Annotated in this window: 12 protein-coding genes; 4 read left to right on the top strand and 8 right to left on the bottom strand. The window is 39.7% G+C overall.

The genetic code is table 11. From position 1 onward, the window contains the following. Positions 1-275: 275 nt before the first annotated feature. Together proB and C9J36_RS06865 are read left to right on the top strand one after the other, a co-directional pair. A complete protein-coding gene (proB, locus tag C9J36_RS06870) occupies positions 276-1,370 on the top strand; it encodes a glutamate 5-kinase (protein ID WP_107942607.1) in 1,095 nt (364 codons plus the stop codon). A 4-nt stretch (positions 1,371-1,374) separates the two neighbouring features. Further along, a complete protein-coding gene (locus C9J36_RS06865; protein ID WP_107942606.1) occupies positions 1,375-2,625 on the top strand; it encodes a glutamate-5-semialdehyde dehydrogenase in 1,251 nt (416 codons plus the stop codon). A 309-nt stretch (positions 2,626-2,934) separates the two neighbouring features. On the opposite strand, the gene C9J36_RS06860 is transcribed toward C9J36_RS06865, so the two are convergent. Then, positions 2,935-3,492: a hypothetical protein gene (locus C9J36_RS06860; protein WP_066163527.1), complete on the bottom strand. Its 558-nt coding sequence runs from the start codon at positions 3,490-3,492 to the stop codon at positions 2,935-2,937. A gap of 119 nt (positions 3,493-3,611) precedes the next feature. Here C9J36_RS06860 and C9J36_RS06855 point away from each other — a divergent pair, with 119 nt between their 5' ends. Continuing rightward, positions 3,612-4,511, top strand: a complete 900-nt coding sequence (locus C9J36_RS06855) for a DMT family transporter (RefSeq protein WP_107942605.1) — start codon at positions 3,612-3,614, stop codon at positions 4,509-4,511. 104 nt (positions 4,512-4,615) lie between these two features. Here the strand turns inward: C9J36_RS06855 and C9J36_RS06850 are convergent, their stop codons facing one another. The 5 genes from C9J36_RS06850 to C9J36_RS06825 form a co-directional block, all read right to left on the bottom strand. Then, entirely contained in the window at positions 4,616-6,301 is a 1,686-nt protein-coding gene (locus tag C9J36_RS06850; protein WP_107942604.1) for a methyl-accepting chemotaxis protein, read from the bottom strand. A 159-nt stretch (positions 6,302-6,460) separates the two neighbouring features. Next, on the bottom strand, positions 6,461-7,588 hold the full coding sequence (locus C9J36_RS06845; protein WP_107942603.1) for a conserved virulence factor C family protein: 1,128 nt from the start codon (positions 7,586-7,588) through the stop codon (positions 6,461-6,463). A 12-nt stretch (positions 7,589-7,600) separates the two neighbouring features. Then, positions 7,601-9,487, bottom strand: coding sequence for an ABC-F family ATP-binding cassette domain-containing protein (locus C9J36_RS06840; RefSeq protein ID WP_066163535.1), 1,887 nt, complete (start codon positions 9,485-9,487; stop codon positions 7,601-7,603). Between the two features lie 627 nt (positions 9,488-10,114). After that, complete coding sequence (locus C9J36_RS06830) at positions 10,115-11,080, bottom strand: S66 family peptidase (protein ID WP_107942601.1); 966 nt, start codon at positions 11,078-11,080, stop codon at positions 10,115-10,117. Continuing rightward, the gene (locus tag C9J36_RS06825) at positions 11,077-11,820 is read right to left on the bottom strand and encodes an HAD-IIB family hydrolase (protein WP_107942600.1); all 744 of its coding nucleotides are present in this window, start codon (positions 11,818-11,820) and stop codon (positions 11,077-11,079) included. The genes C9J36_RS06830 and C9J36_RS06825 overlap by 4 nt, the downstream gene beginning before the upstream one ends. A 66-nt stretch (positions 11,821-11,886) precedes the next feature. On the opposite strand from C9J36_RS06825, the gene C9J36_RS06820 reads away from it, so the two are divergent. After that, the gene (locus C9J36_RS06820) at positions 11,887-12,555 is read left to right on the top strand and encodes a Crp/Fnr family transcriptional regulator (RefSeq protein ID WP_107942599.1); all 669 of its coding nucleotides are present in this window, start codon (positions 11,887-11,889) and stop codon (positions 12,553-12,555) included. 19 nt (positions 12,556-12,574) lie between these two features. On the opposite strand, the gene C9J36_RS06815 is transcribed toward C9J36_RS06820, so the two are convergent. Both C9J36_RS06815 and C9J36_RS06810 read right to left on the bottom strand, forming a co-directional pair. Then, complete coding sequence (locus tag C9J36_RS06815; protein WP_107942598.1) at positions 12,575-13,204, bottom strand: HD domain-containing protein; 630 nt, start codon at positions 13,202-13,204, stop codon at positions 12,575-12,577. Continuing rightward, on the bottom strand, positions 13,205-14,878 hold the full coding sequence (locus tag C9J36_RS06810; protein WP_066163541.1) for a formate--tetrahydrofolate ligase: 1,674 nt from the start codon (positions 14,876-14,878) through the stop codon (positions 13,205-13,207). Positions 14,879-14,934: the final 56 nt, after the last annotated feature.

Here is a 14,934-nt window from a genome sequence, read left to right as displayed (position 1 = left end):
CATGCTATGTAAAATATATTTAGCTTATTGAAGACTAGTAAGCGGTCACTGACTATAACAGAGAGCGAATGCTTTGGCTGAAAAATTCGCATAGTACAAGCCGCCCAACCTCCTTCAACTTGCCCTTAGCCAAACTAAGCGCTCACTCAGCGTTATGAGATAAGTGGAATGCATTGTATGCATTCAATTTAGGTGGTACCACGGAAGTCCCTTTCGTCCTATATCAATTAGGAGGAAATGGGCTTTTTTTCATTGCATCTGCTAGGAGGAGAAATATGGAACGAAAACGGATTGTCGTAAAAATTGGCAGTAGCTCTTTAACAAATAATAAAGGAGAAATTGATTTTGAAAAATTTAATGACCATATCGAGGCCCTCGTACAGTTGAAGCTTTCGGGGCACGAGGTGTTACTCGTTTCATCTGGCGCTGTCGCTGCTGGTTTCCGCAAGCTCGGCTATCCAACGCGTCCCGTCACGATGAAAGGCAGACAGGCAGCGGCAGCTGTTGGACAAAGCCTACTAATTCAGCTCTACAATGAGGCATTTATCAAATACAATATTATTTCAGCACAGGTCTTGCTGACTCGTACAGATTTTAGCGAAAAAGAACGTTACAAAAATGCCTCTGCCACATTTTCTGAGCTACTAGAACGCTCTGTAATACCGATTATTAATGAGAACGATACAATATCTGTTGCGGAGCTGACATTTGGAGACAATGATATGCTCTCTGCATTAGTAGCAGGGCTTGTTCATGCAGACCAACTAATTATTTTGACGGATATCAATGGGCTATATACAGTGAATCCCACAAAAAATCCTAATGCCAAACGCTTAGATTTTTTAACTGTTATATCGGATGAGCTACTTGCTAACACATCGGGCAGCAGCTCCAAAGTCGGCACAGGGGGGATGGAGTCAAAGCTATTAGCTGCGCGCTGTGCTCTTGAAGCAGGCATTAATGTTTTTATCGGAAAAGGAACAGGAGCAAAAAAATTACTGGAAGTTTTAGCTGGCAATGGGGATGGTACGTATATTTCTAGCGAGGAACCCTCCACTTTATCAAGCCGTAGACAATGGCTTCGATTATCTACAGTTACAGGAAAAATATTCATTGATGAAGGGGCTGTCAAAGCTTTGACGACTGGAGGCAAAAGCTTATTACCAGCAGGTGTTTACGCATTGGAAGGTCATTTTAAACGAGGTGATGTCGTTGAAGTGTTTTACCAGCATCATTGTATCGGACGTGGTGAAATAAAGTATTCCAAGGAGGAGCTCGAGCAAGCAATGGGAAAGCGCACGACTGAATTATTCAAACAAGCAACAGAAGTAATTCATCGTGATTATTGGGTTCAAATGAAGGAGGTTTAAATAGATGGCTAACGAAGTAAGGGAAAAGGGACAACGAGCAAAAAGTGCAAGCATCATCATGAATTTGAAAACAACTGCTGAAAAAAATAAGGCCCTTGCCTGTATTGCAGAGCAGTTGCAAATGGATACAGCGACAATTGTAGAAGCAAATCAGTTGGATTTACAGCTTGGAGCAAAAAATGGACTATCTGCTGCAACACTCGACCGCATTATGCTGAATGAAGGACGTATCCAAGCAATGAGCGAGGCGATTCAATTATTAATTGAGTTACCCGACCCAATTGGCGAGGAACTTGAAAATATTCAAAAAGAAAATGGATTGCATATTGTTAAAAGACGTGTGCCACTTGGTGTTATTGGTATGATTTATGAGGCACGTCCAAATGTTACTGTTGATGCAGCAACACTAGCATTAAAAACAAGCAATGCTGCTATATTAAGAGGTAGCTCCTCTGCTCAAAATTCAAATATCGCACTTATTGCATCTATTCATAAAGCATTGTATCATGCAAATTTCCCATTAGATGCTGTGCTTTTAATTGAAGACACAAGCCGAGAAACAGCAAAAGAACTCTTTCATTTAAGTGAGTTTTTAGACGTTCTTATTCCGCGCGGTGGCAAAGGTTTAATCGATACTGTTGTGCGTGAAGCAAGCGTACCTGTGCTAGAGACAGGTGCAGGCAACTGCCATATTTATATTGATGATAGTGCCCCGTTCGATATGGTATGTAATATTATTAAAAATGCGAAAACGCAACGTCCTTCCGTCTGCAATACTGTGGAAAGCTTAGTCATTCATCGTAGTTTTTTAATCAAATACGGTAAGGAGCTATTTGATTTTCTACAATCATTAAAAATTTCAATCTATGGGGATGAAACGATTTGTCAATTCGTAGGAAGTGCCATTCTCGCTGATGAGGTACATTTTGCTGAGGAATTTTTAAGTCTCGCATTAAGTGTGAAAACCGTTGATTCTGTGCAAGAGGCTATCAAGCATATTCAGAAATATAGTACGAGGCATTCAGAAGCGATTATTACGATGACCCAACAGCATGCGGATTTATTTTTAACAATGGTGGATGCTGCTGCTGTTTACCATAATGCTTCTACTCGCTTTACAGATGGTTTTGAATTTGGTTACGGTGCTGAAGTAGGCATTTCCACACAAAAGCTACATGCGCGTGGTCCAATGGGGTTAGCTGCCTTAACATCAACAAAATACTGGATTTACGGTAATGGGCAAGTAAGAAACTAAAGAGCGTTTCATAAGGCGTGCAGTAGCTGGCTTGCGGAACATTTGCGATGGTGTTTCGGCGAAATATTTGCTCAATAAAATAGCGAAGGGGGTTTTCTGAAAATGAAAAACACTAATTTTAGCAGGATTTACTTCTAAGCGCAAGAAACGAAAATTTAACTTTTCTCAAAAAGAACATCCGCTAAACCCCATGTTTCTCCTATTTTCAAGGAATCCCCTTACTCTTTTAATACACAAAATCTTTCAAAAAGCACCACCGAGAGCGTTCCAAGCGCTGACAGCTACATGAAGTTTGGAACGCCTCCTCCCCTAATTCGTATAAATGACAGGAATATTATATTTACCGTATTTGCCCCGCATTTTACTACGATATTCCTGCACATGTGCTGTTTCTTTGAAGGTTAAAGCATCACCGTTATCCAGCGAAACAATATATGTCGCGTTCCCACCCTTACCAGCCGGTACTTCTATACGCTCTATTTGTGTCACATTTTCCCAGCCTACATATTGTTTTTGTTGCTCAAAAAGGCCCCTGTATGTAAAGCCGTTATCATCCATTGCAATATAGCATCTAGAGCTTCCGTAGAAAATAACAATCGATGTTAAAAATAAAATACTGCTACTAATTATTGCCCATTTTTTCATTTTGCCAAAAAATAAAAAAGCACAGCAAATAATTAAAATAGCTATCCCAACAGCGAACACCGTATATGCTTCTGTTGGAACATAGTACACCCAAGTATACTTCACAAAGTAAAATGTCATTGGAATCATTCTTGGTATTAAAAAAATGATTAATGGTGAAAAAATGAATAGGCATATACCTATTACAAAAAATGCATAACGATACGGCATATTATTCGCCATCTATTATCCCCCTTGCATAACATATGTAATATTATACAACGTTACTTTAAGATGATTAATTGTTTCAAAATTCTGAACATGTGATATAATACAGTTATTTTGAAAGGAGTGACCGCCATATGCAAATGCGTGCCATGATTAACCTTACAATTTCAATGGCCATCTTTGGCTCGATTGGCTTTTTTACAAAGCAAACTGGCATTCCTGCGGTCGAGCTGGTCTTTATCCGTTGTATTTTTGCCACATTGTTTTTGGGTGGCTTATGGTTAATTACAGGAGGGTTAAAAACTGAAAAGTGGAATAAAAAACAGCTTATTACAACCGTTTTATGTGGTGTTTTTTTAGTTTTAAACTGGGTATTTTTATTTAAGGCATTTGAGGAAATGTCTATTTCTGTTGCTATTTCTATTTACAATTTGGCTCCGATTTTCGTACTGTTGCTCGGTGCGATTTTACTTGCAGAAAAAATGTCCTTACCAGCGATTTTAGCAACAACTGTCTGCTTTTTTGGTAGTGTGCTAATCGTCGGGATTGAGCATTTTCAATCACTCGACCAACTATTTAATTCAGGCTTTGTCTGGGCGCTATTATCAGCCATTTTTTATGCCCTCACAATGTTTACAAGTAAAAATATTAGCGGTCTTTCCTCTTATGCATTAACATTTATTCAAACGACTGTTGGAATTGTGATGCTCATGCCATTTTGCAATTTTGAGGTATTTGAGGGACTAACAACGACAAATTGGTTATTTATTTTAGGGACAGGCATTATACATACAGGCTTTGTGTATTATTTATTTTTTGATAGCATACGCAATTTATCAACAATTATCGTTTCCGTACTCGTTTTTGTTGATCCTGTCGTAGCTATTTTACTAGATATTATCATTTTGTCCTTTAGACCAGATTTATTGCAAATACTTGGTATTATCCTTATTTTCGGTAGCATTATTTATATTATTTTTATGCCACCACCTACAGTAATCAGACAAAATAAAAAAGCTTCTGAGCCTTTATAGAGAAGAATTGGCTGTCAAAAAGCTTCGAACTTCAGCGTTTAAAGCGACAATAAAACATATAAAACGCCCGAAAAGCAGTGCTTTAGCACGCTTTTCGGATGCCCTCAACAATCAAATTTTTCAACAATATTTTGCAAATGTAAGGATTGGTTTTTTAATTCTACGGAAATCGAGTTTAATTCTTGTAAAACATTTACTTGCTGCTCGATTGTGCTCGCCACTTCTTGCGTGTAGCTTGCTGCATCATTCGCATCAGAAGCTATATGAGCAACAGAGGCGGCTACCTCCTCTGCCGTTGCTGAAATATGCTCAGTCAATGACGATACTTCGCCGATTTCTTCTGTCATCTCTTCAATCGCTGTGTGAATTTTATTAAATGTTTCACCAGCAGTTTGTACGACCGCTACCCCGGTCACAGCGTTTTGAACGCTTTCCTGTATCGCCTGAGACACATGCTCTGTGTCTTGACGAATTGCTGTTGTTACTTGCACAATCGCTGCAGCAGAATGCTTGGATTGCTCCGCTAATCGACGAACTTCATCTGCTACGATAGAGAAACCTTTCCCATGCTCACCAGCACGTGCCGCCTCAATCGCCGCATTCAAGGCTAATAAATTTGTTTGCTCGGTAATTTCAGTAATTGCAGCAGTAATTTTATCAATCTCATTCGAGCGTTCAATAAGTTGATTGATTAAATTGTTCGTTAATGAAGTGGATTGCTGAATCGCCTGCATTTGCTTTTCGGCAACCTCTATATTGCTGCCACCCTCGTTTGCCAATGTTTGTGTAGTCAATGCGTTTGTATGCAATGCTACTGTTGAATGAACAATTTTTTGCACCGCCTCTGCTGTCGCGTCCATTGCTGTCGCACTTTCATTCGCAGCAGTTGCTGAATTATGGGAACCCTTTGCTAGTTTATCTGCTACTTCTGAAGTTTGTTGCACTGAGGATGCCACTTCATCTGTATTTTTTGTTAGCTGCTCACTAGACTGCGATAGCTTTGTCGTATTTTTTGCTACGGAAACGATAATCGATTTCAGCTCTGTTTTCATCGTATTAAATGAATTTGCCAAATCGCGAAATTCATCCTTTGATTTAACTTCTACATTCTCCTGCTGTAGATTACCTTGTGCGACGACTGTCAAAGCAGACTGCAATTGCTTAATAGGTCTTAAAAAGCTTTTGCTCATCACGAAACTTATAATCAATGAAGCTACAATACTTAATACAAGTACAATGATGCTAAGTAGCGATGCCGTATTAGCTGTACTTTTAGCTTCCTGCTGTATTTTTTCTAAGTTTGCCTCATAATGCTCTTTTAAATTTGCTGCACTTTTAATTAAATTTTGGTTTGGTGGGCGCAAATTATTGTTAATGATTGCTTTAGCTTTCTCGTAATTCAGTGCCTTCGTCTGTGCGATTGCATCAGCCATCGCCAGATTAAATTCCCCCGTAGCACCATCGATAGCGACAAGCTCCTCGCTCACATATGAATCTCGATTATTTATTTCTAATGACTCAATTAATTCAGTCATTTGCTCTCGTTGCTCAATTATTTCAGGTAAGATGCTTAAATCACCTGAGATTACGTACTGTCGAACAAGCATGCCTTGTGTGCTCATATTATTACGAATATCGGCAATCGTTAAGACATTTGCTTGCTCCTCTTCAATCATTCTTTCATACATTGACTGAACTCTTTGAAGCTGTGTATAGTTTATACTAGATGCAATTAATACTAGTAGTAAAATAGCCGCGAAACTAAGAAAAATTTTCGTGCGTATAGACATCTTATTCACCTTCTTCTCATTACAAATATGAGTATAATTATATACGAAACAATTCCCTATAACATCTTTTTGTTAAAAATTATAAAATTATAACTTTTCTGATTTCGATTCAAGCAAAAGAAGCATGTGAGAGAAAGAAAAATCTCACATGCTTCTTTTTTAATCATTTGAACGAATCTCCGTCATTTGTTTCCAAACAGAGCCTTTCGCTTCTTCACCTTGCTCAATTCGTGCAATTGCCATTTTCACTTGAAGCTTCACTTCAAATTCCACATCGTTTGCTGCATTTTGTAATGCCTGCAATGAGCTTGTTGTACCTGTTTCATATAAGAACATTGCTGCACGCCAGCGCACTAGCTTGTTTTTATCTTGTAGAGCGGTAATCATTGCTTGTTCAAATTCAACAAAGCCTAAATCACTCATGCAATCTCCCGCTGTGCGTCGCACTGCAGCACTTTTATCTTGCAAAGCCTGCTCAAGTGCTGGTACGACAGCCACATCTTCAATCATGCCAAGATAGACCGTTGCTAAACGTCGGATGGCCATTTGGTCATCCTTTAATGCAAAGCTCAGCATTTCGATATCTTCCACATTGGGGTCTGGCATTTGGTCAAGCAATTGAAAGCGTTGTTGCCAATCCTCTGTTTGCTGTAGTTGTGCCAAAGTTATCTTTTCGCGAGGTGCTGGTGTATAGTTCGCCTTATTGTTTGCAGCCTCTACAATTTCATCAATACGCTCTGTCGGATATGTCGCCCATACTTCTTGTAGCACATTTTCCGCTACTTCTTGTTTATCGCCGTAACGCACACCATAATCTACCCATTTACGCAAGAAAATATAGTTTTCATCACTATCCTTTGTTTGGATATGCTGAAAAGCTGCTGAGTAAGCATCCCCTGTAGAAAGGCGCACCTCACCTTCGCTATCAAAGGCCTTTACTTGCAATGGCAACCCTTTAAACATTTGTACATGGACATATACTTCTCCAAAATGGCTGACCGCTTGATTTTCTACAGTATTTGTCGTATCGTTTTCGCCTAATGCAATACGAATACTCGATAAAATATTTTCCCAAGCAAATTTAGCATTGCGCTCTATTGCTAAAAAATCCGCCACATGATAAATCCCCTTCACGCCATCAACAGCAAAAATAGCCTGAATATAAGCTGGTGCTTCTGCAATATTATCCTTCGTATAGTTAAAGCTTTTACCAAATGGTAGCTCTTGGTCAATTACAATTTTCATTGAATTGGGACTTGGTGTTGGTTCAATCGTAACAATTTTCATCATTCACTTCTCCTATCCATTGACAATTTCATCTAAGTAACTCCAGCGTTCAATTAATTGCTCATATATTGCATTTAATTCATCTAGCTTTTGCGTGAGCTCCTGCAATTTCGTAAAATCAGCACCTGCTGTCGCAATACCATCTTCCGTCTCCATAATTTGCTGCTCTATCTTTTCAATATTTGCGGCAATTGTTTCCCATTCTTTTTGCTCTTTAAAGCTTAGTTTTTTCTTTTCCTGCTTCACTTTTTCTTGCTTCGTTTTATCCTGCTTCACTTCTTTTTGCGCTTGCTGCTGCTCTTTTGCACTGTGTATTAAGTACTCCGAATAAAGCATTAAGCTTTCTTCGACTTGCCCTTTACCATCTAAAATCCACAGCTTTTTAGCAATGCGATCTAAGAAAAAGCGGTCATGAGAAATTGTAATGACTACGCCAGGGAATTGCTCAATAAAGTCCTCGAGCACGCCGAGCGTTTCAATGTCTAAATCATTTGTTGGCTCATCGAGTAAAAGGACATTTGGCTGTTCCATTAAAAGACGTAGCAAATGTAGACGTTTACGCTCTCCACCTGAAAGCTTGCCAATTGGCGTACCATGCGTATGGAGAGGGAATAAAAAGCGCTCTAACATTTGTGCCGCGCTAAAGCGAACACCATCCGCATCAGTAATATCATTAGATGCTTCACGCACATATTCAATCATTCGTTGCTGCTCGTTCATTTTCGGTAACGCCTGTTTAAAATGGAGTCGCTTAACAGTAGTGCCTACAACAACCTCGCCTTTATCTGGCTCAAGCTCCCCTGCTAAAATATTGAGCAATGTCGATTTACCATGACCGTTAGCACCGATTATTCCAATGCGGTCACCTTGTTGGATTAAAAAGCTAAAGTCCTGTAAAATAACGCGCTCAGCAAACTGCTTCGAAATACTTTCCGCCTCTAATACTTTTTTACCTAAACGTGTTGTCGCAAGTGCCATTTCTAAATTAGCATCCTCTTGCGTGCGGTCGATTTTTTCATCAAGCTCCTCAAATCGCTGAATACGAGCCTTTTGCTTTGTCGTTCTAGCTTTTGCACCACGGCGAATCCATTTCAGCTCATTGCGATAGCGGTTACGCAATTTTGCCTGCGTCGCTGCTGACATTTCCTCACGCAATGCTTTCGCCTCTAGATAATCGGCATAATTCCCTGTATGACGATACAGTGTTTGGTCAGCTAGCTCATAAATATGCGTTGCTACCTCATCTAAAAAGTAGCGGTCATGGGTAATGAAAATCACCGCTCCCTTTAAACGTGTTACCATTTCCTGTAGCCATTCAGTCGATTCAATATCTAAATGGTTCGTCGGCTCGTCAAGTAAATATAAATCAGCCGGCTCAATTAGGACGCGTGCAAGTGCCACACGCTTCTGCTGACCTCCCGATAGCTCTGTCACAGCACGCTCAAACATATCAATTCCTAATTTCGTCAATGCTTGCTTGGCAAGCGCATTGACATCCCATGCCCCTTCAGCATCCATGCGCTGCTGCAAGTGGAACAGTTGCTTTTGCAGTGTTTCATTTGTTGGCTCTGCGGCTAATTTAGCAAGAGCCTCCTCATATGTACGATTTAATTGAAGCACTGGAGAATCGCCAGCAAACACTGCCTGTAAAACGGTTTCACCTTGTGCAAACGTCGGGTCTTGCTGTAAGTATGCAATGCGGTATTTATTCGGATGGTCAAGCTCCATTTGGTCTGCCTCTTGCACCTTCGCCAAAATGGATAGCAGCGTCGATTTCCCTGTACCATTAATGCCAATTAACCCCGCACGCTCCCCTTCGTATATAGTGAATTCAATATTGTTAAATAAAGTTTTATCGCCTACCGTTTTCGTTAAATTCGATACGATTAAATGACTCATTTGTTCTCATCTCTTTCATCAATCAATTACTTATCTTTTAATTATAGATGATTTATATATGAATTGCACAAGTTGAGATTATTTTATAGATGGTTCTCTTTCTAAGCTAAAAAATAATAAGCATTTTTCGAAAGATATTGATATTATCTATCCTTTTCTTTAAGTTATCTAGATTAATTATTGCGAAAGGGGCTGTCCAAAAAGCCGTGCATAGCCGGTCTTTTGGACAGTAGCGATGATGTTTCACAAAATGTTGATTCATATAAAGTGAACCTTCAATCAGTAGGGGGGTCTTATCCCCACTGATTGGTAGTTTCACCATTCGGGTTTTTACAGACTGTTTGACCCCCTCTTAAATATTTTGATTTCACCTGCTGTTTTGAGATGGGGGTCTTACAGCCTGTTAATACGGGATAAAGTGAACCTTCAATCAGTGGGGGTCTGTGCTCCTGCGGTTACTCGTCGCAAACAAATTTGTTAATACGGGATAAACAGAAAGCGCCTCTTTTAAAAATGGGATGAACATTGGCTTTAGCAGTGTTAGCTTTCAGTAAAAGGGAAGTGATGAAAACATTGATTTCAATGCGGTGACAAAACAAAATGGATTTTTCGAACAACTCCTCTATATTAAAAACGCATGACTGAGATTTTTTTATTCATCGTATCAATGGCAACTTCTCCGCCAATTGGCAAGGTCATAATTGGCTGTGTGTGTCCGAAATCGACATCATACATAACAGGAATCCCCTGCAATAACGGGTGCTTATCTAAAATAAAATGAAGCTGCTCCTTTGTTATTTTACTTTCCCTTTGGAAACGACCAATTAACAATGCGTTTACATTCTTTGACACTTGTAACAGCGAAGTTAAATCGCGCGCAAAAGTTTCTGGAATTGTCATTTCATCATCTTCAATAAATAAAATACAATCATTTAAGTCAGGCATATACTGTGTGCCTTGCAGCAAATTGAGTGTACAAAGATTGCCCCCATATAATTTACCTTGTGCTTGTCCCTCTGTGTATACCTTCCATTCTGTTTCCTCATATTGGCGATTGTCTTGGTCTAAAAACCATAAATCATCGCTCCATTTTCCAGATGGAACAATGTCATAAGCCTCCTCATTCATAAAACATTGTTCAAAATACTTCGTTTGATATGCTTGTAAGCCTTTCATTTGAAAGCTTGAAAAATGTGGGCCTGAATAAGTGATAAATTGGCATCTTTTATGTATTGCAGTTGCAAGTGCTGTAATATCACTGTAGCCACATAATATTTTTGGGTTTTCCGCAATTAATTCATAATCTAAATACGGTAGTAGCTCATTGCTATTAAAACCGCCAATTGCGGTCAAAATAGCTTTAATATTTTTATTAGCAAATGCCGAATGAATATCAGCCACCCGCTGCGCAATGGAAGAAGAATTTTGAGAATCACAGGCATTCGTATGCTCCCCAAAGCTCACCTTAAAGCCCATACTTTCTAGTGTATGCACAGCCCTTCTTACCCCTTCATCACCTAATATTTTCATGCTTCTACTAGGCGCAATCACACGAATTTCATCCCCAATTTTCAATTTCTCTGGTATTATCATTGCTCAATTCCCCCATTCATTTCTTTATTAGCAAATTGTCGAATTGTATTTGCTACCTGATTTTTAGTTATAACGATTGAAGCAAATTTTGATACTTCCCCCTCCCCTACGCAAACGCTATACTGCGCCGCCTCAAATAAGGTGCGATCATTCATATCGTTACCGAATGCTATAAAACTATCAATGCCAAGTTGCCGCAAACCTCTTGCTTTATGTACACCTAAAGGGCTAACATCAAGAATGTTTTCTGACACATATTGCGAAACAGATAAAGGCAGTTTTAATAGCATATGCTTTGCCTCATCTGGTACATCAAATAAAACGAGCTTGCAAATTTGCCGTAATTCATCAAGCCTTAAATTCTTTGCTGCTTGAAAATGAATTCGTTTGTAAATTGGATGAGCTACATCCCCCGTATAAGCAAAATCCCAATCGCCATCTGCTAAATACGTTAATTGATAGCGTCTAATTATTTGTAGAAGCTTCTCTGTCGTCATTTGTTCAAAATAGATGGCTTCCACCTTTTCCCGAGCTTTTATAAATGCACCATTTCCACCAATTAAACGACATTTATGAAAGTTTTTAGGCAGTATAGGTAAAAGGTCGCGAATCGGACGCGCGGAGGCAAATACAACGTTATGGCCTGCCTCCATTAACAGCAAAATCGCCTGCTGGATTTCTTCACTAATCGTTTCTCCATCAAAGGAAATCGTTCCATCTACATCAAATACAAAATACATCTTACTTCACCTCTGCTCTTTAGTATAATAAGATGAAATATTTAATAAAGGACAGGTGTCCCAAGCATGCATAATCTGTTTAAACAATTTTCTATACTTTACAATGAATCAATTCCAATTGAAAGCCTAAATAAAACTGAATTCCGAACATTTGAAAAGGGGGGAGCGATATTACTGGCTGGTGAAGAAGTAGATGGCCTCTATTTTTTGATTTCTGGAAGCTATAACGTATTGAGCCCAGAGATTAATGGAAAAGAGCTGTTACTCCGAAAATGTACTCCTCCCTCTATTGCAGGTGATATTGAGCTATTTCAAAACTGTCGTATTCAATCAAATTGTATTGCAAATGACAATTGTATTTTTTTATTTATCTCTCAGCAATCATATGAACAAACTTTTAAATTTGATGCAAGCTTTACACAGCTACTGCTTGAAGAGCTAACATTCAAATTGAAAACATGCACGACGTTATCGCGTGTTAATGCGCTCTCTTCTGTTGCGGTAAAGCTTGCTGCGTATTTATGTACAATTGAATCAGCAGAGGCCTCAAATGACTATTTGAAGGTGCAAAGCCTTCAGGAAATTGCCGCTTTAATCGGTACAACGAATCGCCATATTAATCGCGTTCTCCATCAATGGGCAGAACAGCATATCATTGAAAGAAATCATAATTCTATCAAAATCACTAATTGGCAAGCAATACAAACGCTCTCGGAAAATATTCGATTCGAATAAAAAAACGGAGTGCCTCGTTTTAGGCATCTCCGTTTTTTTCTTTCGTTAGCTGCTGTAAAAATTGCTCCATAAAACGATGGCGGGCCTCAGCCATTTCACGACCTTTTGCGGTTACCATTAAATCTTTTAATAACAACAGCTTTTCATAAAAATGGGTGACAGATGCTGTTGATTTTGCACGATATTCATCCGCTGTCATGTGGATGCGCGCTTGCTCTGCATCGTCGTACAGCTTGCGCCCTTTTGCACCGCCATAGGCAAATGTGCGAGCGATGCCGACAGCGCCAATCGCGTCTAAACGGTCGGCATCACGCACAATTTTTGCCTCAATTGTTTTTGCTTCAAGTGAATTCCCACCGCTAAATGACACTGATTCAATAATATCCTCGATATGCTTGCGTTCAGTAGCTGTTATAGACAGCTGCTCTAAAATAGCATTTTGCGCCGATTTATCCTTAGCATATTTTGCATCGCTTACATCGTGTAGATACACGGCTAACTTGACGATTTTTGCATCCGCAGCCCTCTCTGTTTGCAAAATGGCTTCCGCATTCATCATAACCCGCTCGATATGCTGAAAATCATGGCTTGCATCCATTTGCTCATATATTTGTTGTACGAGCTCTTTACACTTTGCAATCACACTCATTTAAAACAATCCTTCTGCATGCCCATCTGCTGCTACATTCATTTTTAACGCTGCTGGCTCTTTTGGTAAGCCCGGCATCGTCATAATTTCGCCTGTTAGACATACTAAGAAGCCCGCACCTAATTTTGGCACGATTTCGCGAATGGTAATCATAAAGTTTTCCGGTCGTCCTAGTAAAGTCGGTTGGTCTGATAGCGAATACTGTGTTTTCGCCATGCAGATAGGTAGTACATCCCAACCAAGTTTTTCAATTTGTACAAGCTGCTTTTTGGCGCTATCCGTTAATTGAACACCGACACCACCATATACTTTTTGTACGATTGTTGTAATTTTTTGTTCCACTGTTTCAGATAAATCATATAAATGATGGAAGTTTTGGGTTGTTTCAAGCACTTGCAATACTTCATTCGCGAGCTCGATACCACCTTCTCCGCCTTCCTCCCAAACATTTGTCCGAGCGATGCGCACGGCATTGTCCTTCGCCCAAGTTAGAACGACGGCTAATTCAGCCTCTGAATCTGTTACGAAGCGATTTAACGCAATAACAGGCTCTACACCAAATGCACGAACGCTTTCAATATGACGAGCTAAGTTGGCAATTCCTTGTGATACTGCCTGTGCATTTTCCGTTTGTAAATCCGCTTTTGCGACACCGCCATGCATTTTTAATGCACGAATAGTTGTAACGATAACAACCGCATCTGGTGAGATACCACTTTGACGTGCTTTAATGTTCATAAATTTTTCCGCACCTAAATCCGCTCCAAAACCAGCCTCTGTTACGACGATATCAGCTAGTTTACGCGCTGTTTGTGTTGCGATAACAGAGTTACAGCCATGCGCAATATTGGCAAATGGCCCACCATGAATTAAAGCAGGTGTACCGCCAAGTGTTTGCACTAAATTCGGCTTAAATGCTTCCTTTAATAATAATGTTAGCGCACCTTCCACACCTAATTGATGGACAAATACAGGCTCGCGCTTATATGTGTAGCCAATAACAATATTAGCCAATCTCTTTTTCAAATCATCAATGCTCGTTGCTAGACAAAAAATAGCCATTATCTCAGATGCCACTGTAATATCAAATCCGTCCTCACGCGGAACACCTTGTAATGGTCCGCCTAAGCCAATTGTCACTTTGCGTAACGCGCGGTCGTTTAAATCTAACACGCGCTTCCAAATAATACGACGTGGGTCAATGTTTAATTCATTTCCTTGATGGATATGATTATCGATAAATGCTGCGAGCGCATTGTTTGCTGTTGTAATTGCATGCAGGTCGCCAGTAAAGTGCAAGTTAATATCTTCCATTGGTACAACTTGTGCATAACCGCCACCTGTCGCGCCTCCTTTTACACCCATTACAGGTCCTAATGAAGGCTCACGCAATGCGACCATCACATTTTTACTTAATTGCTGCAACGCATCTGCTAGTCCAACTGTCACAGTAGACTTCCCTTCTCCAGCAGGCGTTGGACTTGTTGCTGTCACAAGCACAACCTTCCCTGTTTTCGTAGACGCAATATGATTTACGTCGATTTTTGCCTTGTAGCGACCATATTGCTCAATCGCCTGCTCTGGGATGCCAGCTTTCTTCGCAATATCAGTAATAGGTTGCATTTTTGCGTTATTAGCAATTTCTAAATCGGATAAATACTTTGTCAGTGTCATATTATTCCCTGCTTTCTATCCTTAGTCAATTACGCCTCAGCTAACTTTAGTCCAAA

Origin of the sequence: Metasolibacillus fluoroglycofenilyticus, assembly GCF_003049645.1 — a bacterium.
In the GTDB taxonomy this organism is placed as follows: Bacteria; Bacillota; Bacilli; order Bacillales_A; family Planococcaceae; genus Metasolibacillus; species Metasolibacillus fluoroglycofenilyticus.
This window is presented reverse-complemented; position numbering and strand designations above follow the sequence as displayed.